The sequence below is a fragment of the Enterobacter sp. 4974935 genome, assembly GCF_058661735.1.
Genome location: NZ_JBZWGT010000003.1, coordinates 2,071,378 through 2,095,399 on the forward strand (window position 1 = coordinate 2,071,378; position 24,022 = coordinate 2,095,399).

Annotated in this window: 21 protein-coding genes; 10 read left to right on the plus strand and 11 right to left on the minus strand. The window is 56.2% G+C overall.

Features of this window, described 5'->3' with window-relative positions:
• Positions 1 to 180: 180 nt before the first annotated feature.
• From AC4OVS_RS11140 to dsbG, 3 genes are read left to right on the plus strand one after another with little or no spacing between them, the layout of a single operon-like run.
• Complete coding sequence (locus AC4OVS_RS11140; RefSeq protein WP_063149932.1) at positions 181 to 594, plus strand: hypothetical protein; 414 nt, start codon at positions 181 to 183, stop codon at positions 592 to 594.
• A 5-nt stretch (positions 595 to 599) separates the two neighbouring features.
• Positions 600 to 1,157 (plus strand): RNA polymerase sigma factor, encoded by a 558-nt coding sequence (locus AC4OVS_RS11145; protein ID WP_173651615.1) that lies wholly within the window; start codon positions 600 to 602, stop codon positions 1,155 to 1,157.
• A 41-nt stretch (positions 1,158 to 1,198) separates the two neighbouring features.
• Positions 1,199 to 1,975, plus strand: coding sequence for a thiol:disulfide interchange protein DsbG (gene dsbG / locus AC4OVS_RS11150; protein WP_250116448.1), 777 nt, complete (start codon positions 1,199 to 1,201; stop codon positions 1,973 to 1,975).
• 39 nt (positions 1,976 to 2,014) lie between these two features.
• Here dsbG and AC4OVS_RS11155 read toward each other — a convergent pair whose 3' ends face one another.
• The 3 genes from AC4OVS_RS11155 to AC4OVS_RS11165 form a co-directional block, all read right to left on the minus strand.
• Entirely contained in the window at positions 2,015 to 3,304 is a 1,290-nt protein-coding gene (locus tag AC4OVS_RS11155; RefSeq protein ID WP_491922406.1) for a glycoside hydrolase family 10-like protein, read from the minus strand.
• A gap of 7 nt (positions 3,305 to 3,311) precedes the next feature.
• Positions 3,312 to 3,599, minus strand: coding sequence for a VF530 family protein (locus AC4OVS_RS11160; RefSeq protein WP_023300148.1), 288 nt, complete (start codon positions 3,597 to 3,599; stop codon positions 3,312 to 3,314).
• 123 nt (positions 3,600 to 3,722) lie between these two features.
• Positions 3,723 to 5,210 carry a UbiD family decarboxylase gene (locus AC4OVS_RS11165; RefSeq protein ID WP_045622687.1) on the minus strand — a complete coding sequence of 496 codons (1,488 nt, stop codon included), beginning with the start codon at positions 5,208 to 5,210 and terminating at the stop codon, positions 3,723 to 3,725.
• 111 nt (positions 5,211 to 5,321) lie between these two features.
• Between AC4OVS_RS11165 and AC4OVS_RS11170 the strand changes: the two genes are divergently transcribed.
• A complete protein-coding gene (locus tag AC4OVS_RS11170) occupies positions 5,322 to 6,206 on the plus strand; it encodes a LysR substrate-binding domain-containing protein (RefSeq protein ID WP_045308132.1) in 885 nt (294 codons plus the stop codon).
• Here AC4OVS_RS11170 and AC4OVS_RS11175 read toward each other — a convergent pair.
• The 4 genes from AC4OVS_RS11175 to AC4OVS_RS11190 form a co-directional block, all read right to left on the minus strand.
• Positions 6,197 to 7,105, minus strand: a complete 909-nt coding sequence (locus AC4OVS_RS11175; RefSeq protein ID WP_155025310.1) for a LysR family transcriptional regulator — start codon at positions 7,103 to 7,105, stop codon at positions 6,197 to 6,199. The two genes, AC4OVS_RS11170 and AC4OVS_RS11175, sit on opposite strands and share 10 nt — an antisense overlap.
• 1 nt (position 7,106) lies before the next feature.
• Entirely contained in the window at positions 7,107 to 8,084 is a 978-nt protein-coding gene (locus tag AC4OVS_RS11180) for an MBL fold metallo-hydrolase (protein ID WP_199008561.1), read from the minus strand.
• A gap of 107 nt (positions 8,085 to 8,191) precedes the next feature.
• Positions 8,192 to 9,076 (minus strand): SDR family oxidoreductase, encoded by an 885-nt coding sequence (locus tag AC4OVS_RS11185; RefSeq protein WP_022648162.1) that lies wholly within the window; start codon positions 9,074 to 9,076, stop codon positions 8,192 to 8,194.
• A 111-nt stretch (positions 9,077 to 9,187) separates the two neighbouring features.
• A complete protein-coding gene (locus AC4OVS_RS11190) occupies positions 9,188 to 9,715 on the minus strand; it encodes a GNAT family N-acetyltransferase (RefSeq protein ID WP_022648161.1) in 528 nt (175 codons plus the stop codon).
• Between the two features lie 131 nt (positions 9,716 to 9,846).
• Between AC4OVS_RS11190 and treZ the strand changes: the two genes are divergently transcribed.
• Genes treZ through glgX form a run of 3 tightly spaced genes read left to right on the plus strand, consistent with a single transcriptional unit; the run spans position 9,847 to position 16,190 of the window.
• Positions 9,847 to 11,634 (plus strand): malto-oligosyltrehalose trehalohydrolase, encoded by a 1,788-nt coding sequence (gene treZ / locus AC4OVS_RS11195; protein WP_063149937.1) that lies wholly within the window; start codon positions 9,847 to 9,849, stop codon positions 11,632 to 11,634.
• Positions 11,631 to 14,099 (plus strand): malto-oligosyltrehalose synthase, encoded by a 2,469-nt coding sequence (treY, locus tag AC4OVS_RS11200; RefSeq protein WP_427179134.1) that lies wholly within the window; start codon positions 11,631 to 11,633, stop codon positions 14,097 to 14,099. Before treZ ends, treY begins: the two co-directional genes overlap by 4 nt.
• A 15-nt stretch (positions 14,100 to 14,114) precedes the next feature.
• Positions 14,115 to 16,190 (plus strand): glycogen debranching protein GlgX, encoded by a 2,076-nt coding sequence (glgX, locus tag AC4OVS_RS11205; RefSeq protein ID WP_022648158.1) that lies wholly within the window; start codon positions 14,115 to 14,117, stop codon positions 16,188 to 16,190.
• Here glgX and AC4OVS_RS11210 read toward each other — a convergent pair.
• A complete protein-coding gene (locus AC4OVS_RS11210; protein ID WP_022648157.1) occupies positions 16,187 to 16,735 on the minus strand; it encodes a winged helix DNA-binding protein in 549 nt (182 codons plus the stop codon). The two genes, glgX and AC4OVS_RS11210, sit on opposite strands and share 4 nt — an antisense overlap.
• Before the next feature lie 224 nt (positions 16,736 to 16,959).
• Between AC4OVS_RS11210 and AC4OVS_RS11215 the strand changes: the two genes are divergently transcribed.
• The 3 genes from AC4OVS_RS11215 to AC4OVS_RS11225 are packed head-to-tail and all read left to right on the plus strand — an operon-like array spanning position 16,960 to position 19,670.
• Positions 16,960 to 17,682 carry a DUF969 domain-containing protein gene (locus AC4OVS_RS11215; protein WP_022648156.1) on the plus strand — a complete coding sequence of 241 codons (723 nt, stop codon included), beginning with the start codon at positions 16,960 to 16,962 and terminating at the stop codon, positions 17,680 to 17,682.
• Entirely contained in the window at positions 17,679 to 18,665 is a 987-nt protein-coding gene (locus AC4OVS_RS11220) for a DUF979 domain-containing protein (protein ID WP_038416071.1), read from the plus strand. The genes AC4OVS_RS11215 and AC4OVS_RS11220 overlap by 4 nt, the downstream gene beginning before the upstream one ends.
• Before the next feature lie 9 nt (positions 18,666 to 18,674).
• Positions 18,675 to 19,670: a DUF2891 domain-containing protein gene (locus AC4OVS_RS11225; protein ID WP_155025307.1), complete on the plus strand. Its 996-nt coding sequence runs from the start codon at positions 18,675 to 18,677 to the stop codon at positions 19,668 to 19,670.
• Between the two features lie 3 nt (positions 19,671 to 19,673).
• Here AC4OVS_RS11225 and AC4OVS_RS11230 read toward each other — a convergent pair whose 3' ends face one another.
• The 3 genes from AC4OVS_RS11230 to AC4OVS_RS11240 are packed head-to-tail and all read right to left on the minus strand — an operon-like array spanning position 19,674 to position 23,980.
• Positions 19,674 to 20,747 carry a fimbrial protein gene (locus tag AC4OVS_RS11230; protein ID WP_023306219.1) on the minus strand — a complete coding sequence of 358 codons (1,074 nt, stop codon included), beginning with the start codon at positions 20,745 to 20,747 and terminating at the stop codon, positions 19,674 to 19,676.
• A 15-nt stretch (positions 20,748 to 20,762) separates the two neighbouring features.
• Positions 20,763 to 23,267, minus strand: coding sequence for a fimbria/pilus outer membrane usher protein (locus AC4OVS_RS11235; protein ID WP_491922407.1), 2,505 nt, complete (start codon positions 23,265 to 23,267; stop codon positions 20,763 to 20,765).
• A gap of 44 nt (positions 23,268 to 23,311) precedes the next feature.
• Positions 23,312 to 23,980, minus strand: coding sequence for a fimbrial biogenesis chaperone (locus tag AC4OVS_RS11240; protein ID WP_023300135.1), 669 nt, complete (start codon positions 23,978 to 23,980; stop codon positions 23,312 to 23,314).
• Between the last annotated feature and the right edge of the window lie 42 nt (positions 23,981 to 24,022).

Sequence of the window (24,022 nt, forward strand, 5' to 3'; positions counted from 1 at the left end):
AGGCTCCTGTTGGAGCCTTTTTAATGTCTGCATTCAGCCGCTGCACAATCTCCTTCAGCCATTACTGTTATCCGTACAAAGCCGCTATCACATAAATTTTATCTTTCCCCGGCAATATTTCTGTTCCTCATCCGTCTACCTCATCAGAGACCATAATCATTCAACATAAACGAGGTACACATGAGAAATTTTGATATGCACGGAAAAGGTCACGGGCGTGGTTTGGGCCGCCATCGTATGTACAAGGGCATCGTGATAGGCGCAGTCCTGTTCGTGGTGCTTGGCCTGCTGGTCATGTCCCTGTGGAACGCGTTACTCCCGGCCATCCTGGGGGTTAAAGCCATTGGCTTCTGGCAGGCGCTGGGGATCCTGCTGCTGAGCCGCATTCTTTTCGGTGGGCTGGGTTTTCGTCCAGGCATGTTCGGTGCACACCGTCGTATGCACGCACATTGGATGAATATGACCCCCGAACAACGTGAAGCCTTCATTCAGCAGCGTCGGGCAGGATTTGGTCGTCACGGTCATTGCCGGTGGCACGATGACCGGGATGAGAAGCGAGATGATAACGCTGCGAAAGCGCCGGAAACTGAGTGAGCGATATGAAAGCCGGTGAGGCGGGGGAATCATTACTGATCTCGGCACTCAATGCCTGCCGCGCACGGCTAAAAGCCTTCATTCGCGGACGGACTGCGGTTCGTGATGATGTCGATGATATTCTTCAGGAAGTGACCTGGCAGTTGATGAAAGTGGAACAACCGGTGGAGAACGTCGCCGCCTGGCTGTTTCGCGCCGCGCGGAATGAGATGATCGACCGGGCGCGAAAAAAGCATGAGGTTTCACTGCCGGGGTACCTGACGGCAGATGATGAGGACTTTCCGGAGCAGGAGATTGCAGAAACGTTATTCGGCGTACCGCAAACGCCGGAGGAGGAGTATCTCAACATGCTGCTGTGGGAAGAGTTGGGGCAAGCCCTGTCGGAACTGCCGCCACCACAGCGCGAGGTGTTTGAAAAAACGGAATTTGAGGGATACACCATGAAGGTGCTGGCGGAGGAAACGGGCGACAGCGTGCAGGCGTTATTATCCCGCAAACACAAAGCTGTGCGATTTTTGCGTAGTCGCCTCAAGGATATTTATGAAGCGTTGACAGGGCAATAAAGTTCGACCACTCTGAAAAACAATATCTTAGAGGGGTCGTTATGCTTCAACTGTTAGCAAAGAAAAAGATGCTGTTACTCTCTGCTCTGCTGGTTTCAGGGTTGGTCAGGGCAGAGGAGTCGCTTCCGGATGTGGTAAAGCACTTCAGTGAGCAGCAGGATATCAAAATCATTAAGAAAATTGATGCCCCCGGCGGCGCGCCAGCGTGGCTGGGGCAGTATCAGGACATGGGCGTGACGCTCTTTCTGACCCCTGACGGAAAGCACGTGGTGTCTGGCTATCTGTATGATGAGAAGGGAACCAACCTCAGCGAGGCCTTTTTCCAGAAAGAGATCTACGCCCCGATGGGCCGCGAGATGTGGAAAAAGCTCAATGCGGCGCATCCGCTGAAAGAGGGCGCGGAGAGCGCCCCGCGCAAAGTCTTTGTTTTTGCCGACCCGTTCTGCCCGTACTGCAAGCAGTTCTGGGCTGAAGCGCAGCCGTGGGTGAAGGCCGGCAAGGTCCAGCTCAACACGCTGCTGGTTGCGTTTCTTAACCCGAACAGCGGGCGTAACGCCTCCGCGATCCTGAATGCCAAAGATCCGGTGTCGGCCTGGAAAGAGTACGAGCTGTCCGGCGGTAAAAAGCTGCCTAAACCTGAAGGGGCGGCTTCACGGGAAACCGTTGAGATCCTGCAAAATCACCAGACGCTTATGGACAGTCTCGGCGCAAATGCCACACCAGCTATTTATTACCTGAATGAGCAAAACGAACTGCAGCAGGTCGTGGGCATGCCAGACGCAAAACAGCTTGAGGCGATGTTCGGGCCGAAGCCGTAAAAAGAAAGGCAGAGACAAGGCGTTTCTGCCTTTTTTCAGTCAACTACCCCAGCGCCCCCGGAGGTAATTTACGGCTTCCTGCGTCTGCGGCTGGTTAAGATAGTCTTCACGGAACAGGATGGTGCCTTTTACGTCTGGCAGTGAATCGTTGAGGTCGAGCTGTTTTTTCAGCTCCGGTACGCCGCCGTTCACCGTCCAGTCCGGTTCGTTTCTGGAAGGCGCGCCCACTTTGTAGAACGCGATCCCGATATACAGGCGGGTATGGGTCGGTTTCACCACGTCAGCCCACCATTTTGTCAGCACATCGTATCGTGCCGCGTCGCGGGCGAAGGGCCAGTAGATCTGCGGCGCAATATAATCCAGTAAACCCTGCTGTACCCATTTTCGCGTGTCAGCGTAGGATTCATCGTAGGCTGCGGCACCGCGCGTGTCCGATCCTGCCGGGTCGAAGGAGCGGTTGCGCCATACACCCGCAGGGCTGACGCCAAATTCAACCTCAGGCTTTGCCTGCTTGATCGCCCTTGATACCTGCACAATCAGCTGCTGCGTATTGTGCCGACGCCAGTCAGCTTTCGACGCAAATCCCTCGCCGTAGCGCCTGAAGGTCCAGGCATCGTTCAGGGTTGAGCCCGGCGTCTCGGTGTAAAAATAGTCATCGAACTGAACGCCGTCGACAGGGTAGCGATTCACCACTTCCATCACCACCTGGGTTATCCAGTCCCGCACCTCGGGAATGCCCGGGTCGAGAACAAAACGATCCCCCGAGGTGCGGATCCACTCCGGATGCTGGACATAGACGCTGGAGGGATGAAGCGACGAGGTACGGTTAAGCGCGGCGATGGTCGACGGATTCGTGTTGGTGGAGACGCGGTAAGGGTTGAACCAGGCGTGAACCTTCATCCCGCGCTTGTGCGCTTCATCCAGCATAAACTGGAGCGGATCGTAACCGGGGTCTTCCCCGATAGTCCCGGTCAGGGTATCTGACCACGGCAGTATTTCAAAGGCCCACAGCGCCGTACTGTCCGGTTTTACCTGAAAGAAGACGGTGTTGATCCCAAGCTTTTTCAGCTTATCGAGCTTGTCCGTCAGCGCCTTCTGTTGCTGGGCGATACGCTGGTCCGCGCTGCGGCCATTCACCGATGACACGGGGGGCCAGTCGAGACGGGAGACGGTCGCCAGCCAGATCCCGCGCATGGGTTCGTTAGTCTGCTGTACAGGTTTCGCCTGCGGCAGCGGGGTAACGAGTGATTTGGGTGGTTTGGAAGTGCAACTTACCAGTAAAAGCGCGCAGCCAAGCAGCGCGCCAGTCCGTTTTACGTGTCGCATCATTTGCGTGTTAGCTCCTGGGTGTCCGGCCATCCGTCCAGGGATTAAACGCCGGTTCGTCCTGTTCCTCGTTACCGTCATCGTGAAGGGAGTCGAGGTAGAGGGCTTCAACTTCCGCCCGCGCCCATGGGGTCCGGCGCAGGAACTTCAGACTCGATTTAACACTCGGGTCCTTGCGAAAACAGTTGATTTTGATTCGGTTGCCCAGTTCATTCCAGCCATATCGCGCAACCAGCGCGTTAACCTGCATTTCAAGCGTTACGCCATGCAAAGGATCGTTGGAAATATGTGCTGTCATAGGCGTCCGGTAGTCTCATTTTTTATGGGGATGTGATAAACGCTCAAAGGTTACAAGAAAGCAGGGGACGCGGCAATTTCAGCGTGAGGTTCTTCACCCGTAAAGGGTGAAGAGGATTGCCGGTTAATACAATTTTTTAAACAATTCAGGTGCCCACGGCGTCGGGTCTACCTCCATAAAGGGTGCACGCTCAAAGCGGGACTTCAGCGCCCAGGGCACCGTACAGTCGAAAATCGTTTTGCAGGTGATCCCGTTGCCACGAATGGAGGGACTGTAGTCCGGCGCCTGAGACGGATCGAGCTGGTGACCGCGGATCCCCGGCAGATGGGTGATACTGACATCGCCCTGCATACGGGTCGTCATCGCCCACAAAATGTCGTCGCTGTCGAAAATATCCACGTCTTCGTCGACGAGAATAATATTTTTAAGCTCGGAATAGGTGGCTAACGCGATGAGGGCCGCCTGACCCTGACGCCCTTCGTCAGAAGGCTGGCGTTTTTTAACCTGCAATACCCCAAGGAATTTGCCCCCGCCAGCGGTATGCGCATAGACGTTTTGCAGGAAACCGGGGATGGCTTCTTCCACCGCATTCCGGATGCTGGCCTCCGTTGGCAAACCGGCCAGCGTGGTGTGCTCTTCGCCCGGTCCTACCAGGGTTTGCAGGATCGCCTGATGACGCATCGTGACGGCCTTCACTTTAATTACCGGCAAGGAGGGGTTAGCCTCCCCGCAGTAGCCGGGAAATTCCGGCATCGCGTGCCCGGTGTGGGTATGCTGATCTTCTTCTACGCGCACGCCCGGCAGCAGTTCGCCTTCGATGATGATTTCCGCACGCGCAATCGCTTTTTCATTTACGGCCACACCCTGCACCAGCTCGACGGGAGCCTGACGTAACGCACCGGCGACACCCAGCTCGTTGTAGCCGAAGGGCGTAGTAGGGGCTTCGAAACAGGCGCCAATATAGATAGCGGGATCGAGACCCATATTGATCGTGACCGGCAAGGGTTTGCCCGCCTCTTCGGCTTTCTTACGGAACACTTCAATATGGCGGCCCGCGGCAAGGAACATGGAGAGCTCATCGCGCTCTTGAACGCAAAGACGGTGAATAGTGACATCGGTCAGCGAGGCGTCTTCCGGATCGCTTGCCAGCACCAGCCCCAGACAGAAGAACGGACCGGCATCTATCGGCGTGTTGGTCGGTGCCGGAAGCAATTTACGCAGATCGAAGTCCGGATCGTCGGCATAAAACACCTGCTCCTGACACGGCGCCTGGGCCGCCGGGACGACAACGGGAGCAATCGGGTTTTTCACCGCCTGGCCGACATGTTTTGCCAGTTCAGAGGGCTCGCAGCCCAACAGGAGCGCCGCCCGCTCGCGGCTGGCGTGCATACCGACCAGAATACGGGAGTCGGGATACCCCTTAATAGCGTTAAACATCATGGCCGGGCCGATGCGCGTCGGACGTTTTACCGTGCCGCCAGCACCAATGTGCCGGTACACACCCGCCAGCTCCGCGTCAGGATCGACCGGATGGCTGGTTTCAAGGTATTGACCTTCATGGCGTTTAAGCAGTTCGATAGCACTTCTGAGATCGTTGATGTGGTTTTCCATATTTTCCCCCTCGGATGATTGCATCCATTCTTAACCGGACGAAGAAGGCTATCAATTGCATCATTCATGCTATTTTAATATGAATTTTATTATCAATAATGAAGGCACAGTATGCAGTTTCGACTGATGCGCAATTTTATCGTGGTGGCGGAAGAGCTTCACATGCATCGTGCGGCGGAGCGCCTTAACATGGCGCAACCGGCACTAAGCCAGCAAATCAAAACGCTTGAAGATCGTCTGGGGGTAGTGCTCTTTAGCCGGGCGAATCGTCGCCTGACGCTGACGCCAGCCGGTGAGGCGTTTCTCAGTAAAGCCAGAGTGGCGATTTTTATGACCGATCAGGCGATTCTGGATGCCAGACAGACGGCCAGAGGGGAACAGGGCGTGCTGAATCTCGGATGCGTTTCAAGCGCGATATTCGACAGTAAGCTGCCCGACGCGCTGCGGCTTTTACATGAGAAATGGCCAGCCATCAGCCTTTCCATGATGACGGGAAACGTGCAAACCCTTTATACCGGCGTGCAAAGCAACCAGCTGGATGTGGCCATTATTCGTGCCCCGTTACCGCTGCTGCCTGACGATCTTCAAAGTCGTCCTTTCACAACGGAAAAAGCCGTGCTGGCCTTACCTCGTCAACACAGTCTGGCGGGCTCCGCCGCGCTGACGCTTGCGTCGGTGAAAGAGGAGAAGTGGATCGCCCTGCGCGACCCGGAGGGGATGGGGCTGGAGCAATATTTCTATGATGCCTGCCACAGCGCGGGCATACAGCCTGACGTTGTGCAAAATGCCACCGATGTCCCCACGGTGATAAGCCTCGTCTCGGCAGGGTTTGGCATCGCCATGCTGCCAGCTTCAGCGAAGGCGATATGCGTACAGAACGTCGTCTTTGTGGATATTCTTGACCGACTCCGGGAGAGCGAGCTGACGCTGGTTTGCCACCGGATTATTCGCTCTGAGGTGCTGAAAAAATTGCTGAGTATCCTCGATCATACCTGACGTCCGGCGGCCTGAAGAAGCTGTTCACGTAGCCAGCGGTTAGCCGGATCCTGACTGTTTTTCGGGTGCCAGTACATACCGATGACGATCGGCGGGAGATCCAGCGGCGGCGGAAAAATATCAAGCGTTTGCGTAAAGCGTAGCAACATGCGCCTGGGTAGGGTGCAGAGTAAATCGGTACCGGCAACAATCGCAGGCGCCATCGCATAGCTTTGCGTCGACATCACCACGTTACGCTGGTGGCCAAGCCCCGCCAGATGCTGATCGACAAAGCCCGCGAACGGGTCGCCCTCGGATGAAACCACCAGGTGTGAAAGACTACAATAGCTTTCCAGATCCACCGGCCCCGTACCGCGCGGATGGCCTTTCCGCTGGGCTGTGGCATATTCATCGTCAAACAGTTTGCGTCTGACCCATGCATCGTGCGCCCCCGCGTTAACGCCGATATAAATATCCACATCGCCATTTTCCATCTGCGCTGACAGCAGCTGGGTTTCCGGGAGCGCCAAACGCAGGCGGATACCTGGTGCCGCACTGCTAATCTGATTCTGCAACTCTGCCCCCAGCATTAGCGCCGGGTTTTCGTGCAGGGCAATAACAAAGGTGCGGTTGCTGTTCTGCGCGTTGAACGTGGTGGGTTCAAGCATCGCCGCTATGCCCTGCAAAACCGTCGCGACCTGCGGCCTTAACGCTTCGGCGCGCGGCGTCGGTAACACCCCACGTCCGTGTGGGGAAGGGACAAACAGCGGCTCACCAAACAACACGCGCAGGCGTGCCAGGCGGGCAGACATTGCTGGCTGGCTGATGCCCAGCCGCGCGGCCGCATGGGTGATATTCTGGTCCCTGAGTAACGCATCCAGCGTCAGGATCAGGTCCATATCCATATCGGAGGGGGACATCTTATTTTGCGTCACGGTTGGTATAGGTCACCGGGACCCACGCGTAGCCTTCCCGCTCACCTTTCGTCACATAGCCGATCCCGGGGAAAGGCAGATGTGGCGCCGCAATCAGATCTTTGTTTTTCACAAACTCAGCGAAAGCTGCGTTGCGCACCCGGGCGGCGCCGTCCTGATCCTCATCGTAAGCAATCGTCACGTTGGGCTGCGGGAACTGAACTGCGGCGACGTGGATGATGTCGCCGACAAAAGTAATTTTTTCACCTTTGCTCTCCAGCGTGTAAAACGCGGAACCTGGGGTGTGGCCCGGGTGAACCGTACCGCTGATGCCCGGCAGAAGCTGTTCGGTGCCTGAGAAAGTCTTCACTTTTCCGGCATCCAGATAAGGCTTTAATGTCTTGTGCGCGACATCAAAGTAGTTCTGGTCATAGCCAGACTTTTTCTGGTTCTCGTCGTTAAAGAAGAAATCGATATCCGGTTTGCCGACATAGACCTGCGCGTGGGTAAACACGCGCTGACCGTCTTTGACCAGACCACCGGCGTGATCGGAGTGCGCATGGGTGATTAGAACATCGGTAATATCTTCGGGTTTGATGCCCTGGGTCGCCAGGCATTCAATTAGCCGCCCGCCTTTGCCGGGGCCAAAGAGCTGACCGGAACCGGTATCCACCAGGATTTTGTGACCGGGCAAGGCGATATAAAACGCGTTAATCGATGCTTCCACCGGATTGGCCTGGAAGTTTTTGGCCAGTAACGCATCGGTATTTTCCGCCGTCGTCCGGCGCAGTAAGGCGTGCAGATCCTGCGGCACGCTGCCGTCCGTAAAGGCGGTGATAATCGTGTCGCCAACCTGAACGCTGTAGCCGCCAGCCTGCTGTTTCACCACATGCTGCGGAACGCTGGCCACCGCGTGGATCGCTGGAAAGAATAAAACTGAACCGGTCAACAGGGTTGATATCGCAAGTTTTTTCACAGTAAACATGATGGGCTCCTTAATAGTAAGTTCATCATAGTTCAACTGCGATTTTTGAGAACAGCAGGGGAGTGAATGTGACCTATCCATGAAATGGATAGGTCTGAGAGGATGCTTTACAGCACGCCGGTACCGCCGTCAGAACACCACACTTGCCCGGAAGCGTATGAGCAGGAATCGGAGGCAAACAGCACATACAGCGGTGCGATTTCAACCGGCTGACCCGGTCTCCCCAGGGGCGTATCTTCCCCGAACTTCTGAACTTTAGACTGAGGCTGACCGCCGCTGGACTGAAGAGGCGTCCAGTATGGACCTGGCGCGACGGCATTCACCCGAATGCCACGCGGCCCAAGCTGCTGGGCCAGAGACTTGGTAAAGGCCACGTTACAGGCTTTGGTCTGCGCATAGTCCACCAGGATCGCGCTCGGTTTAAACGCCTGAACGGAAGTGGTGTTGATGATCACGGCACCTTCCTGCAAATGGCGCAGCGCAGCTTTGGTGATCCAGAAGGGGGCATAGACGTTGGTCTTAAACGTCGCGTCAAAATCTGCCGTGGTGAGATCGTCGATAGATTCACAGTACTGCTGGCGTCCGGCGTTATTCACCAGAATATCCAGGCCGCCCAGTTCGGCAACGGCTTTTTCCACCAGCGTGTCGCAGAAGGACTCCACGCGAATGTCGCCGGGAATGGCGACCGCTTTACGGCCTTCGGCCTGAATCAGCGCAATGACCGATGCCGCATCGGACTCCTCTTCCGGCAGATAGCCAATAGCGACATCTGCACCTTCACGGGCATAGGCGATGGCTACCGCGCGACCTATGCCGGAATCACCGCCGGTAATCAGCGCTTTTTTTCCTGCCAGTTTTCCTGACCCGATATAACTTGTTTCACCATGATCCGGTATTGGCTTCATTTCCGATGCCAGCCCGGGAGCCCTTTGCGGTTGTTCTGCAAACGGTGGACGAGGGTAATGCAGCGTGTGATTATTTCCTGTAGACATACCGGCCTCCTTAATAGTGAATTCCAAGATTAGTCGTTAATTAAACGTAAGCGGGCAAAATTGACAAATTCAGACAAATCTATATTCCAGTGGCGGATATAAAATATTTTCTCAAGCCAGCATGTAATACCAGAAAAGGGCGACCTCATCTTTTTCCGGCAGGGCGTTGTAAAGGTAACGATCGTAACCGCCCAGAATAAACCCATAGTGACGATAGAAAAGGCAGGCAGAAACATTAACGTTCTGCGTCTCCAGCCGTAAACCGGGCGCGTTGAGGCTTCGCGCCCAGACGTGGGTGGCAGACATCAGTTTGTGCGCCGCGCCCGTTCGGCGTTTTGAACGCTCCACGGCAATGTAATCCACCGAAATAAATTTATTCCAGTTGCAGGACGCGGTAATAAAACCGGCGATTTCACCATCATCCGTTTCGGCGATAAGAAATATTGAATCGGGATTAACGCAATGATTTTCCAGCGTCTGGAGATCCAGTTCATAGGTTTTATGATAAGGATCGGTTAGCGCCTCGATATGCAAATCACCATTGAGAAAAGGTTCTCTGGCAATCTCATCGACCGTAAAAGAAAAATCACAACATTCAAGACGGGCGAGGTCGGTGCTTAATCCTTTTCGAATATGCATAGTATTCCTTAAGTGGGAGTTATAAATAGATAATAGACGAAGCGGCATACCCTGCTGGCATAACACTCTGTTCATCCTGGTCTAAGCTTGTATTTCGTTCCGCGTAAAATGTGGTCATTCGAGGACAATGAATGGAATTCAGAACATGTCGCAGGCACTGGGGTGCTGAGTTTATTTCCGATGACGTTGTACGTTTTCGCGTCTGGGCAGAAGGGCAGAAAGATCTCACGTTGCGTTTAACCGATACCGACATTCCGATGGCGGCGGTGGGCGACGGCTGGTTTCAGGTTGACGTGCCCGGCGTCAGACACGGTACGCCGTATCAGTTTGTTTTACAGGATGGAATGGCGGTGCCGGATCCGGCCTCGCGCGCGCAACAGGCTGACGTCAACGGCCCGTCGGTGGTAATCGAACCGCGTCACAACCTGCCCGCACAGCGGGAATGGCAAGGGCGGCCATGGGAAGAGACGGTGATCTACGAGATGCATATCGGCACCTTCACCGGGGAAGGAACCTTCAGGGCGGCCATCGATAAATTGCCTTATCTGGCCGAACTGGGTATTACGCAACTGGAAGTGATGCCCGTGTCCCAGTTCGGGGGCGCGCGCGGATGGGGGTATGATGGCGTACTGCTGTATGCCCCGCACTCAGCTTATGGCACACCGGATGATTTTCATGCCTTCATCGATGCCGCCCACGCGCTCGGGCTTTCCGTGGTGCTGGATATTGTACTCAACCACTTTGGCCCGGAAGGGAACTACCTGCCGTTGCTCTCGCCGGCGTTTTTCCATCAGGATCGTATGACCCCGTGGGGCAACGGTATAGCCTATGAGGTTGAAGCCGTCCGGCAATACATCGCTGAGGCGCCGTTATTCTGGCTCTCGGAGTATCATCTTGACGGTCTGCGCTTCGACGCCATCGACCAGATCCATGACAACGCTGAGACCCATATTCTTCCCGAGATAGCGCAACGGATCCGCGACGCCTTTCCGGATCGGCATATCCATCTGACCACCGAAGACAGTCGCAACGTGATTTTCCTGCATCCGCGCGATGAGCATGGTCAGACGCCGCTTTTCACCGCCGAATGGAATGATGATTTTCACAACGCCGCGCATGTCTTCGCGACCGGGGAATCACACGCCTATTATCAGGATTTTGCCTTTGAGCCGGAGAAAAAGCTGGCGCGGGCGCTGGCAGAGGGCTTTGTCTACCAGGGGGAAATCTCGCTTCAGACCGGGAAATCGCGCGGGGTAGAGTGTCGCGAGCAACCACCGCAGTTTTTTGTCGATTTTATTCAGAATCACGACCAGGTCGGCAACCGTGCCCAGGGGGAGAGGCTTATCTCTCTGGCTGGGGCGGAGAAAACGCGCGTGCTATTCGCGGCGCTGCTCCTGTCGCCACATATCCCGCTGCTGTTTATGGGTGAGGAGTATGGCGAAACGCATCCGTTCCTCTTTTTCACTGACTTCCACGGCGACCTGGCGAAAGCCGTGCGGGAGGGGCGCGCGAAAGAGTTTACCGGCCATGCCGGGCACGATGAAACCGTACCGGATCCCAATGACGTAAATACCTTTATGCGGTCGAAGCTTGACTGGAACAAGGCAGACACAGAGGAAGGCAGGGCGTGGCTGCACGTTACGCGCGAACTGATTGCGCTGCGTCAACGCTTTATCGTCCCGTTACTGAAACAGCGAGGCGCCGTGGAGGGTAACGTCCTGCAAACGGCGCTCGGCATGGTTGCCGTGAGCTGGCGTTTTCCGTCCGGTACGCTGTCGCTGGCGCTGAATATCGGCAAAAAGCCCCTCGCCTTAGCGGACCTGCCCGGAAAAACGATCTTTAGCTGGCCGGAGGCAGTCGAAAACCTGCCGCCGAACAGCATTGTTGTTCGCTTTGCTGATGGAGAAGCAGCGCTATGATCCCTTCCTCTACTTACCGAATTCAGTTTCGCAACGGCATGACCTTCGATCGCGTGGTGGACCTGATTCCGTATATGAAAGACCTCGGAATTAGCCATCTTTACGCGTCACCTGTTTTCACCGCAACCACGGATTCCACCCACGGCTATGACGTGACCGACCCCAACGAAATCGACCCGGCGATTGGCGGGCGGGAAGGGTTTGACCGCATGGCGGCAGCGCTGAAACAGGCGGGAATGGGGCTGATTCTGGATATCGTTCCTAACCATATGTCGACCTCGCTGGAAAACCGCTGGTGGCGCGATGTTATCGAGCATGGTCGGCAGAGCCGCTATGCGGCATATTTTGATATCGACTGGTCCCGACCGCTGACGTTGCCGTTTCTTGGCGACACCTTTGAAGCCGAGCTGGAGCGGGGGGCTATCACCCTGAAACGTGACAGTGTCACCGACAGCGCGGCGTTGGTTTACTATGATACCGCCTATCCGCTTAATCCCGGCACGTATGCCGAAGGCAAGAGCATCGCTGAGATCCACGAGGCGCAAAGCTGGCGGCTGATGTCCTGGCGGGAAGCGCCGAAACAGCTTTCATGGCGGCGCTTTTTTGAAATCACCGGGCTGGTCGGCGTGCGGGTAGAGGATGAGGCGGTATTCGCAGACACGCACCGCCTGATCCTTGAGCTTGTCCACGCCGGGGTTGTCGACGGCCTGCGCATTGACCATGTGGACGGGCTTGCCGATCCGCTGGGCTATTTGCAGCGACTGCGTGCGGCGACCGGACCGGATTGCTACATCACGGTAGAGAAGATCCTCGCCAAAGGGGAACAGCTTCCTCCGGAGTGGCCCATCTCAGGTACTACGGGCTATGAGTTTATCGCCTCCCTGGCGGAAGTGCTGGTGGATGATACCAACCTCTCGCGGCTGGAGACGCTCTACGACGAGACGCTGGGTACGACCGTTGACAGGCAGGCGGAACTTCGCAACGCCAAAGGACTGATGACCGATCGTAATTTTGAAGGTGAATTTACCACGCTGCTCAAAATAGCCAGCGAGCTGGCCGGGCATAACGGTGCCGAAGTGGAGCATGAGGATATCCGCCATGCCTTGCGCGAGCTGCTTATCGCGTTTCCGGTGTATCGCACCTACGGCACCGCACAGGGGCTGACGTCACCGGATGTTGCGCTGCTCAGCCGCGTGGTCGCCAGTGTCAACACCTCTGAACCCGCTCTGAGTCTGATTGTGCGTATTCTTTCCGGCGATCTGCCGGCGCATGACCACGCACTGGCCTCGCTTTTCCGCACCCGTTTTCAGCAGCTGACCGGGCCGCTGATGGCGAAATCGGTAGAGGATACGCTGTTCTTCCGCCATAACCTGGAGCTGGCCCTGAACGAAGTCGGCGCCGACCCGACGCCGCGCGCGTTTTCACTTTCCCGTTTTCATCAGGAGATGCGCATTCGACTTGCCCGCCAGCCCGATGCGCTGCTGGGAACCTCCACCCACGACACCAAACGCGGCGAGGATGCACGAGCTCGTCTGTATACGCTGACGGAAGCGCCAGATCTGTGGGGAGAAAATCTGGCGCGCTGGCGGCAAATGAACCAGACGCAGGTCCGATTCCTCAACGATGGCACCGCGCCGAACGCCGCCGACACCTGGATGATCTTCCAGGCGCTGGCGGGCGTCTGGCCAGCAACCCTGTCGCCTGAGGATCGTGATGGCCTTAAGTCACTGGAAGAGCGTTTCCTCGGCTTTATCGAGAAAGCCCTGCGCGAGGCCAAGCAGCGTACCGACTGGATCGACAGCAACGAAGGTTACGAGAGCGTGGTCCTGGACTACGTGCGCCATCTGCTTTCCCCGGATAACACCCTGTTCCTGCGTGATTTCAGTGCCGCACTCCAGCCGTTTATTCGGGCTGGGTTAATGAACAGCCTGAGCCAGACGGTGATCAAACTGACTGCGCCTGGCGTACCGGACATCTACCAGGGCAGCGAGGGGCTTAACTTCAGCCTCGTCGACCCGGATAACCGCCGCGAACCGGATTTCGCCGCACTGGCGGAAAACCTCAGCGTAGCGGATGGCACCGTTTTTAACGATGCGCAACGCTGGCGAGACGGCAGCGTGAAGCAGTACGTCACCGCCACGCTGTTACGGCTTCGGCCACATTACCCCGCGCTTTTCCGCTACGGCGACTGGCTGCCGCTGAAGGTAACCGGCGAGCGGGAGGAGAATCTGATCGTTTATGCCCGCATCAAAGATGACGAGGCGCTGATCGTCGCCGTGCCGCGCCTGGTGTTTGACGTCACCGATAATGCGATGCTGTGGGCCAATACTACCGTGGCCATACCCCAGGCGCTGGCCGGGAAGCACTACCGGGATCTGTTTACCGGTGAGCGTCGCCTTCTGCCAGAGACGCTGGATTTAACGTCTGAAAAGGGATGTTTGTTGGTTCTGCTTACCTGCGAATAATCGAGGAGAACAAAAATGCCAAAGGATACAACGTTTGAAATTCGGGCCGGTCATGGCCAACAGTTGGGCGCAAATTATGACGGAAAAGGGGTGAACTTCGCCCTGTTTTCTGCCCACGCGGAGCGGGTGGAGCTGTGTCTGTTTGATCCTTCGGGAAAAACAGAAATCGCCCGTCTGGAACTGCCGGAATATACCCATGAGGTCTGGCACGGCTATGTGCCGGACCTGAAACCGGGGGCGCTGTATGGCTACCGCGTTTACGGCCCCTACGATCCGGAGAACGGTCACCGCTTCAACCCCAATAAGCTGCTTATTGACCCCTATGCCCGTGAACTGGTAGGTGAAATTGAGTGGAACGATGCCCACTTCGGCTATGAGCTGGGACACGACGAGCTGGATCTCAGTTTTGACACGCGAGACAGCGCGCCGTTTACGCCCAAATGTAAGGTCATCGACCCCAATGCCGTTGACTGGCAGGACTCACGCCGGCCCGATATCCCGTGGCCGCATACCGTGGTCTATGAAAGCCACGTAAAAGGCTTTACCCAGCTTAACCCGGCTATTCCGCCTGAACTGCGCGGTACGTTTGAGGGGATGGGGCATAAAGCCTCGGTGGAGTACATCAAAAGCCTCGGCATTACCTCGGTCGAGCTGCTACCGGTTCACTGGTTCCCTGACGATCAGCACCTGCTCGATCGCGGCCTGAAAAACTTCTGGGGCTATAACTCGCTCGGTTTCTTTGCGCCAGCGTCCCGCTATTACGGCCCGGCGGGGATCCAGGGTTTCCGCGACATGGTGCGTGCTTATCATGACGCGGGCATCGAGGTGATCCTCGACGTGGTCTATAACCACACGGCGGAGGGCAACGAGCTGGGGCCAACCCTGTCGTTTAAGGGGATTGATAACTTCTGCTATTACCGCACCATGCCGGATCAGCATCGGTATTACATCAACGACACCGGCACCGGAAACACCGTAAACACCTCGCACCCGCGCGTGTTGCAGATGGTCATGGACTCCCTGCGTTACTGGGCGGAATCGATGCAGATTGACGGTTTCCGCTTTGACCTCGGAACCATTCTCGGACGCGAGCCGGAGGGATTCGACCCGCGCGGCGGCTTCTTTGATGCCGTGACCCAGGATCCGGTGCTGTCGAAGCTGAAGCTTATCGGTGAACCGTGGGATATCGGCCCAGGGGGGTATCAGGTGGGGGGCTTCCCGCCAGGCTGGGGCGAGTGGAACGACAAATACCGCGACACGGTACGTGAATACTGGAAGGGAGATAACGTTTCTAACGATTTTGCCGCCCGTCTGTTAGGGTCCGGTGATTTGTACGATCTGCGCGGACGTCGTCCGTGGGCCAGCGTCAATTTTATCACCGCGCATGACGGCTTTACGCTGAACGACCTGGTATCCTACAACGAGAAGCATAACGCCGATAACGGGGAAGATAATAACGACGGACATAACGATAACCGGTCGTATAACTACGGTGAAGAAGGGCCGACGGAGAACCCCGATATCATCGCCACCCGCGAGCGGCAAAAGCGCAACTTCCTCACCACGCTCTTCTTCTCCCACGGCACGCCGATGCTGCTGGCAGGTGATGAGTTTGGCCGGACGCAAAAGGGCAATAATAACGGCTATTGCCAGGACAGCGAGATCTCCTGGATAAACTGGGAAGGACTCTCTGAAAACGACGAGAAGCTGCGCGACTTTACCCGTCGGTTGATTGCTCTGCGCGCTGAGCAGCCGCTGCTGCGCCGTGAAAACTGGCGCGACGGGCTTGAGATCCGCTGGTTTAACGCCGGTGGCGGACCGCAGCAGTCTGAGCAGTGGGACGAGGGTTCCACCCTTGGTCTTGCCATCAGCCGTCCGGATCTTGAGCAGGAAGAGGGCATCTGGCACGACGTGCTGATGCTGTTTAACCCGTTTGAAGGCACGGTGCCATTTCAGATCCCGCAGTTTGGCGAAGGGGGCTGGGTGCTGGAGCTTTCGACGGCGGATGATGCCCCCACAGGGGAAATCATCACGGAATCCGTCGATTATGAACTGGCCGGGCGGAGCATAACGCTTTTCCGCCGTCCTTAAAGCGAGGCCGCCGCGCGTGCGGCGGTATCATACAGGGAGGAGATCGCGCGGAGTAATTGCGCGGTCTCGCCAATCGACGCGCCCGGAATGCCGCTTTCCGCATGAATGTTGATCAGGCAGGCTTCCCGTACCTCCCGGTACTTCATGCACAGCGCTTTGCCTTCCTCCGTCGTCGAGAAAAAGAGCTCTTTCCCCGCTTTTTCACTGGTGACGTAACCCGCCTTTACCAGCTTTTTCAGCGCATACGTCACCACGTGGGTATCTTCCACGTTCAGCACAAAGCAGATGTCGGCCAGCTTTTTCTTGCGGTTGCGGTGGTTTACGTGGTGCAGAAGCGAGACGTCGAAAGCGCCCATATCCGGTTCCCCTGCTGCGGTCATGCAGCGTACCATCCATTTGTTAAACGCATTGCTGGTCATGATCAACGCGTATTCCAGCTCCGACAGTTCGGCACACCGCTCTGAGACGAGATGGCGGGAGGAGACGATACGTCCGTCCGCAATATCGTCGTGGTTTAACGCTGTTTTCGTTTTCTTTGTCGTCATACCGATCCTTTCTCCAGAATGTAAACCCGTCGATAAAATAAGAACATTTTATTGATAAATTGTTTACATGTTTTTGACGTTCAGATATAGCTTTTTAGTGCAGGTTCTGTGGAGCCTCACGCAACACACAACATCGCGCGCCGTAATGCACCGGCTTCGCTCTGCTGCGAAGTATAAAAAATAGCCGTCGGCGCGCAACGCTCACTTTGGATAGGGTAACGTTTATGGACAGTTCTACACTGTTGCCACTTATCGGGATTCCGGTGGTGGTTATTGGTTTTGCACTGCGTTTCAACCCGCTGCTGGTTGTCGTGGTGGCGGGGCTGGCAACGGGCCTGCTGGTTGGCATGGATTTCGGTATGCTGCTGGAAACCTTTGGCGAAAAGTTCGTGAATAGCCGATCGCTCGCCACTTTCATTCTGATCCTGCCGGTGATTGGCCTGCTGGAGTATTACGGGCTGAAAGAGCGCGCCCAGGCCTGGGTCGCGAAGATCGCCAGCGCCACCTCGGCGCGTATCCTGATGCTCTACTTTGTTGCCCGCGAAGGGACGGCTGCGCTGGGCCTGATGTCGCTTGGCGGCCACGCACAAACGGTGCGTCCTCTGCTGGCGCCGATGGCCGAAGGGGCGGCCCTGAATGAATACGGCGAACTGCCGCAGACTATCCGCGACAAAATCAAAGCCCATGCCGCCGCCTGTGACAATATCGCGGTTTTCTTTGGGGAAGATATCTTTATCGCCTTTGGCGCGGTACTGCTGATTGATGCGTTCCTGAAAGAGAACGGGATCGAGGGGATCGAACCGCTGCATATCGGCCTGTGGGCCATTCCGACCGCTATTGCGGCACTGATCATCCATATGACGCGTCTGCTGCGCCTCGACGCCAGCATTCGTCGCGACGTGATGGCCTGGAGAGCAGAGCAGGGTACGCAGGAGATCGCACCATGATGACCTTTATCACCATTAACCGCGTGTACTACCTGATCGGCTTTGTCGTGATGCTGCTGGTTGTGATGACCCTTCGCGATCGCGCTAACCCGAAACGCTATACCACCGCGCTGTTCTGGTTTCTGTTTGGCGGGATCTTCCTGTTTGGCGATCTGATGGTGCAGGAGTTGGGTAAGTCGCTGGCGTATCGCATTATTGGCGGCGCCGTTATCGTGATTGCGTTACTGGCCGGTTTCGGGCTGGTCGGGAAGGGGCATTATAAAATGTCCACCGAGGAGGAGCGGGTTGCCTCATCACACCGGCTGAAAAACTGGCTATTCTTGCCCGCGCTGATGATCCCGGTGGTGACGGTCATCGGGACGCTGTTTCTGAAAGGCGTGTCGATTGGCGGTGTCTATCTGCTAGACCAGAAGCAGCTTACGCTGGCGGCGCTGTGCGTGGCCTGTGTGGCAGCTATCCTCACCGGCTGGTGGCTGACAAAAGGTACGCCGCTGCATGCGGTTCGTCAGTCGCGTCGGCTGGTCGATACCATTGGCTGGGCGGTGATCCTGCCGCAGATGCTCGCCATGCTCGGCGGGGTGTTTGTGGTGGCGAATACCGGTGAATCGGTACAAAAGGTGGTCAGCCTGTTTGTGAACCCGGACAGCCGCTTTATGCTGGTGGTCATTTATTGCGTGGGGATGGCGCTGTTTACCATGATTATGGGCAACGCCTTCGCTGCCTTCCCGGTGTTAAGCGCCGGTATCGCTCTGCCATTCCTGATTAACGTCCATCACGGTAACCCGGCACCATTGCTGGCTATCGGCATGTACGCAGGCTATTGCGGCACGCTGATGACCCCGATGGCCGCCAACTTCAACATCGTGCCCGCCGCGCTGCTGGAGCTAAAAGACAAATATCAGGTTATCAAGATCCAGATCCCGACCGCGTTAACCTTGCTGGTGGTGAACGTGTTCTTAATGTATTTCCTCGTGTTTCGCTAAGGAGCTGCAATGGAATTAACGCAACATCAGGCTGACGCCTTCGCCAGAATGCCGTTGACCTATTTACGTCAGGAATATCCGAACCACATTATGCATCTGCTCAACGATGACGGCGACGTTCTGCCGCCTCGCGAGCTGCACCCGATCTTTTACGGCTGTTTTGACTGGCACTCTGCGGTGCACGGCTACTGGCTGCTGCTGCGCTGCCTGCGTCTCTGGCCCGAACTGCCGTGTCGGGAAGAGATCATCACTCTCTTCGAAGAACACCTGACCGACGAGAAGGTGGCGAAGGAGCTGGCCTATTTTACTGCGCCGTTCCGCACGTCGTTTGAGCGACCTTATGGCTACGGCTGGCTGCTGGCGCTGGCGCAGGAGCTGAAACAATCGTCACTGCCGCAGGCGGAGCACTGGTACCAGACGCTGCAACCGTTAACACGGGATATTCGCCAGCGGCTGGTGGATTACCTCAGCAAGCTTACCTATCCGATCCGCGTCGGGACGCACTACAACACGGCGTTTGCGCTCGCGCTGGGGCTGGATTATGCCCGGGCGGTGAACGATGATACGCTTGAGCGCGCCATCCTGGACGCGGCAACGCGGTTTTACCTCGCGGACACGCATTATCCTGCGCATTATGAGCCGGGTGGCGACGAGTATATCTCCGGAGCGCTGACCGAGGCCCTGCTGATGAGTAAGGTGGTGGAGGATTTCCCAGCCTGGTTCGATGCGTTTCTGCCTGAAGTGGGCGCCATTTCTGCGCTCATGAACCCGGCTGAGGTGAGCGATCGCACCGACCCGAAAATCGCGCATCTGGACGGTCTCAACCTCAGCCGTGCCTGGTGTATGAAGCACATTGCCCGCGCCCTACCGGAAAATCATCTCGCCCGGAAGCCATTACGCGATGCCGTTGCGCGCCATCTCTCGGCAAGCGTGGAGCATGTTGTCGGCAGTCACTACAGCGGCGGGCACTGGCTGGCGAGTTTTGCGCTGCTGGCACTGGAGTAGCGCTTAGTTGTATATCAGACTAAATGTCGCCAGGCTGTCTGCCAGCCCCGCGGTGGCCTGGGTTTCGGTGCGCACATATTGTGCGTCGTAATCCAGGGAAAACGCGGTCTGCCGGGCAGCGTTGGCAAAAGGTTCGACACCGGTGCTGTTGAGAGGAACGGTTGTACCTCTGGCGGCACCGTAGTTATCGCCATACAGAATGCGGATCCCCACGCCGGTAGCGGCGCTCTCCTGTTGACTTAGCGCCAGCACATCGTGATTCTGCGCGTCTTTTTCAGTCGGACCAAAGAACCCGATCTTCACCGCTGCCGTTTGGGATGCGTCACAGACCAGAGGGATGATGAAGCGGTGTTTATCCCCATCCATTCCTTTGTTGAGATCGCTTACGCTACTTTGTCCCATATTGACGGTGATGTTGTTATCCGAGATATAACAGCTCGATTTATGCACTTTCAGGTCGGCGGCAGCGACTTCCACCGTCACGCCAGCTTCAGATATCACCGCGCCGTTAGTATCCTCCAGAATCAGCGTTCCTGCGCGAATTTGCCCGCTGTTCGGCTGTTCATAGACAATCTCCTGCGCGGTTTTATAAAACACGACGAAGAACTGGGTCGCCATTTGCGAGGGATCGTTTGTGCTGCAAATCGCAACGCTGTCATCCCCCGAGGCGATGTAATGCACGGGTTCAGCTGCACAGTGCGTGGTTTCGCGAATGCCCACCGCAAACCCGACGCCGGGAATATCTGGCACGTCATAAACGGAGGCCGGGGCGCCCGTACCGTTCGGCGCCACGCCGCTGACGGGCGCTACGGTTAAGGCGTTATTGGCCACAAAGCGCATCGTTACCGGGCCGGTTCCCTCAGGACAGTTATAAAACGAGCGGTTTTCCTGGCCCAGGATAGCGCCTGAAAGCATCGACCCCGGAGGGATCGAGGGGTTATCAGTGATCGAGTAGTTTTGAAAGTTAATGACCGCATCGCCCATGGTCGGCGGGCAGGTCTGAGACGCCCTTGCCGTAGCGTGAATCAGCAAAAAAGCGAGCATCAGGAGATTGATTAAACGGTTGATATTGTTCACAGGTATCTCAGTAAGTTATTGGCACTGAAGGTTCATAAGCGTGACCGGAGTGCGGCCAGCGGTATCCGGAAGGCGTAATGGGGCGCTACAGCGCATATCCTGGCCTTTCTGCCGCCAGCTGGCATGCAAGGTCCCGCGTAGCGGCACGCCGCTGAGATAGACCTGTCCTGCTTCGCCAACGATGCCGACGCTTGATTTCGCAGACGTCCCGTTCGAGACATACGCGCTGGCGCCAAATGGAAGCGGGCGCCCGTGTGCCGTAAGGGTGATGAGCGTTCTGATGCCCACGTGGGTATGGTAATTCGCCAGGACGACCGCGCCGCTGGTCGGCACAATCGTTCTGCTGTTCTGGTCCAGATCGACATTTTCTGCCAGCGTTTCGGTATCCAGCGAAATGGTGTTTTTGTGATACGCCGATAAGGTTGGCATCACGGCATAACCTCGGGAGTCGGTGTGAACATTGGTCGCCCCTTCAACCTGAACGTCCGACGCCTCGTCAGCGCGGATCAGCGCCAGGGTATCCCCAAGGCTTTGGCTCAACGTCACCCCATACTGTGTTGCCACAATGCCGCCTGCTGCGCCGTAGTTCACGCGGTTGCTATAGCGATCGTGGCTGTACCCGAGACTGGCGCTGCCATAACCGCCGTGATAAGCCAGCGCAAGGTTGCTGTTCGCGGTATTGGCCTGGTTGTCGAAGCCCTGCTGGAGGTTATAGTTCAGGCGATCGTGGGCCAGCGCCGTACCATACAGCGAAACCTGCCGGGTAGTATGGCCATCAAGGTTATTGTTGAGGCTGTAGCTGGTTGTTGCGCCGGGTAACCAGCGGCTGAGTGGGACGCTGATGCTAAGGTTTATCGCCCGTTCGTTGTCGCTATCATCAGCGCTTGAGCGGGTGAGATAATACCCAACACTCAACGACACCCCTTTGTAGTTAGCGTAATAGCCAAAATGGACGGTTTGATCGACCGCCGAGGCGTTCCAGTAATCCTGACGGTAAAAAGATGCGCTGATATTGCCCAGCGCACCGAGATCCTGCGTCAAACTGAACTGTGTGCGGTTACGCCGGTTATGCACGTGCTGGTCTGGATCGCTGTCATCATTTGCTTCACTGAAACTGTAAAAGTCATGCGTCGTATAATGGCTGGTCGAAAGGGTGAGCGACGTGTTCGTCTCAGCGAGATTTTTTTGGTACTGAGCGCGTATTTGCTGCCCGAGGGCCAGTCTGTCATCACTGAGGTGTGCTTTCGCCGCAACGGTGTCCACACCCAGTGCCCCAAACCGGCCAAAATCTTTACCTAATCCCAGCGCGAGAGCCTGATAGTGGCCGGAAAGCTCCGCTCCGCCGTACAGCGTCAGGCTTGAAGACAATCCGTAAAAGGCGGAGGCCTGAACAAACGGCGGGGTGTCGCCCTCGGCGCCAGGGCTGTTATACCGTCCGGCGCTGGCGCTGAATTTCAGTCGTTTCTCCCGTAGCATAAAGGCCACCGAGGAGTAGGGTTGGGTGAACGTGCGTTCGCTGCCATCACTTTCATGGACCGTGATCTCAAGATCGCCGCTTTGCGAAGTGGGGAAGAGATCGCTAATGACAAATGCGCCAGGCGCAACATAGGTTTCATAGATGGTATAACCGTGCTGGCGAACGCTGACGCGGGCATTGCTGTGAGCGACCCCGCGGATCGTGGGCGCGAAACCGCGCTGGCTGTCCGGCAGCATATTCTCATCCGAGGCAAGCTGAAGCCCCGTAAACTGAAAACTCTCAAAAACCTCGCCAGACGTGTAGGCATTCCCTATTGTTAACGCGCTCTTCAGCGGCGTAATGGCCCGCTGGAGGGATGTTCCCTGAGACTGCCAGTGATGGGTATTACCATATTCAAACGTGGCGTAATTGCGTAAACGCCACGCCCCCAGGTTGATACCGGATCGCAGGCTCAGATAGCTGCTGTTGTCATGAATATTGTCGATGTTGGTTGTCGAGCCCGTAAGATTGTAATCGACATAAGCAGCGGGGATGCCGTCGTCCCACTGTTCGGGAGGAATATAATCGGCACTTTTTTGCAACATGGCTGCCTGCGGAATGCTGAAAACCAGCCGATGATGGGTGAAGTCAAAATGCGTCGACGCATCGGGAATATATTTGCCGATGTCCGTAAATGTCTCCTCGTCATGCAGCGCATCGAACGAAGAGAAGGCTGCGATGTTTACCCCAAGTCTCTTGAGGTACGCCAGGTTGAGGACTGGTGAGAGCGTTCCGCCGGTATCAACGAATGCAATTTCGCGCTCATCCCGCTGCGTCTGGTTAACAACAACCGCGACACGATAACGTCCCGGCTGCTGACCGCCTTGTCGGGAAAAATAGCTTAAGTCGCTAGCCTGCTGCTGATCTGCGGTGATCTCCAGCGCCTGAGGATCGAAGTACTCATCGGCCTGTGCCCGGCGCACATGAATGCCAGACGTGACCGCACCCGCAAGCATCGCGAGCGTATAAATGCGGGGTAAATTGCGTGGGCCGAGAGAATGCATGTGCGGTCGTTGGCTACATTCGCCAAAGGCGTGTTGTCACAGCGTCAGGATTGCGTGGCGACTCTCGTCAGCCCGCCGTAATCGTTGATCGCCTGCCAGCGAATGGTCCCCGAGCAGGGAATGTGCCATTGACGATCGGAGAAGGGGTCAATCATTCCCGGCATTTCAACGTCGGTGTTCCCAACGCTGACCTTGTAAAACGATACAAACCAGGGCGAGGGGTTATGTGCGCTAAGCGTATTATTACGACAGGTAAATTTTAATTTTTTGTAGGCAAGTTCGGCATTGCCTTTCAACCCTGCGGGACGGAAAAATAACTTGAATTTTGACTTCACGTTAATCTGCAATTTGTTGCTGTTTGCTTTTTTGCTCGGGGCAATATTTTTGATGTTAAGCCAAAAAACAGATTCCCGGTCAGTGGGTAATGGCGTTCCAAGATAATTGATGCGCAGCGAGTTTTTCTGTTCCGCATCTAAACGAAATAACGTAGGCGTCACGATAAAGGGCGGCGCGGTTTTATTCTTACTGTCAATATTTTCAATCCACGACTGAATAAGATAAGGGGTTTCTTTTTCCATATTGGTAATGGAAAATGCCACTTCTCTTTGCCCCTCAAGGTAAACAACACGCGTACCGCCCATCACAACCCCCGCGTGTGCTGACAGACTCATGCCGAGCGAATAAAAGAACAGGGCCGCGGTGAGTTTCTTCATTTTCAGATCCCCGTAGAGGAAAAAGATAAGCAGAGAAAGCTC

Excerpts from the sequence above, each read along its gene's own strand:
- AC4OVS_RS11160 (WP_023300148.1), bottom strand. The coding sequence starts at position 3,599 with ATGACAGCACATATTTCCAACGATCCTTTGCATGGCGTAACGCTTGAA.
- AC4OVS_RS11170 (WP_045308132.1), top strand. The coding sequence starts at position 5,322 with ATGCAGTTTCGACTGATGCGCAATTTTATCGTGGTGGCGGAAGAGCTT.
- AC4OVS_RS11155 (WP_491922406.1), bottom strand. The coding sequence starts at position 3,304 with ATGATGCGACACGTAAAACGGACTGGCGCGCTGCTTGGCTGCGCGCTT.
- treZ (WP_063149937.1), top strand. The coding sequence starts at position 9,847 with ATGGAATTCAGAACATGTCGCAGGCACTGGGGTGCTGAGTTTATTTCC.
- AC4OVS_RS11190 (WP_022648161.1), bottom strand. The coding sequence starts at position 9,715 with ATGCATATTCGAAAAGGATTAAGCACCGACCTCGCCCGTCTTGAATGT.
- treY (WP_427179134.1), top strand. The coding sequence starts at position 11,631 with ATGATCCCTTCCTCTACTTACCGAATTCAGTTTCGCAACGGCATGACC.
- AC4OVS_RS11140 (WP_063149932.1), top strand. The coding sequence starts at position 181 with ATGAGAAATTTTGATATGCACGGAAAAGGTCACGGGCGTGGTTTGGGC.
- AC4OVS_RS11180 (WP_199008561.1), bottom strand. The coding sequence starts at position 8,084 with ATGTTTACTGTGAAAAAACTTGCGATATCAACCCTGTTGACCGGTTCA.
- AC4OVS_RS11225 (WP_155025307.1), top strand. The coding sequence starts at position 18,675 with ATGGAATTAACGCAACATCAGGCTGACGCCTTCGCCAGAATGCCGTTG.
- glgX (WP_022648158.1), top strand. The coding sequence starts at position 14,115 with ATGCCAAAGGATACAACGTTTGAAATTCGGGCCGGTCATGGCCAACAG.
- AC4OVS_RS11145 (WP_173651615.1), top strand. The coding sequence starts at position 600 with ATGAAAGCCGGTGAGGCGGGGGAATCATTACTGATCTCGGCACTCAAT.
- AC4OVS_RS11235 (WP_491922407.1), bottom strand. The coding sequence starts at position 23,267 with ATGCATTCTCTCGGCCCACGCAATTTACCCCGCATTTATACGCTCGCG.
- AC4OVS_RS11215 (WP_022648156.1), top strand. The coding sequence starts at position 16,960 with ATGGACAGTTCTACACTGTTGCCACTTATCGGGATTCCGGTGGTGGTT.
- AC4OVS_RS11220 (WP_038416071.1), top strand. The coding sequence starts at position 17,679 with ATGATGACCTTTATCACCATTAACCGCGTGTACTACCTGATCGGCTTT.
- AC4OVS_RS11240 (WP_023300135.1), bottom strand. The coding sequence starts at position 23,980 with ATGAAGAAACTCACCGCGGCCCTGTTCTTTTATTCGCTCGGCATGAGT.
- AC4OVS_RS11210 (WP_022648157.1), bottom strand. The coding sequence starts at position 16,735 with ATGACGACAAAGAAAACGAAAACAGCGTTAAACCACGACGATATTGCG.
- AC4OVS_RS11165 (WP_045622687.1), bottom strand. The coding sequence starts at position 5,210 with ATGGAAAACCACATCAACGATCTCAGAAGTGCTATCGAACTGCTTAAA.
- dsbG (WP_250116448.1), top strand. The coding sequence starts at position 1,199 with ATGCTTCAACTGTTAGCAAAGAAAAAGATGCTGTTACTCTCTGCTCTG.
- AC4OVS_RS11185 (WP_022648162.1), bottom strand. The coding sequence starts at position 9,076 with ATGTCTACAGGAAATAATCACACGCTGCATTACCCTCGTCCACCGTTT.
- AC4OVS_RS11175 (WP_155025310.1), bottom strand. The coding sequence starts at position 7,105 with ATGTCCCCCTCCGATATGGATATGGACCTGATCCTGACGCTGGATGCG.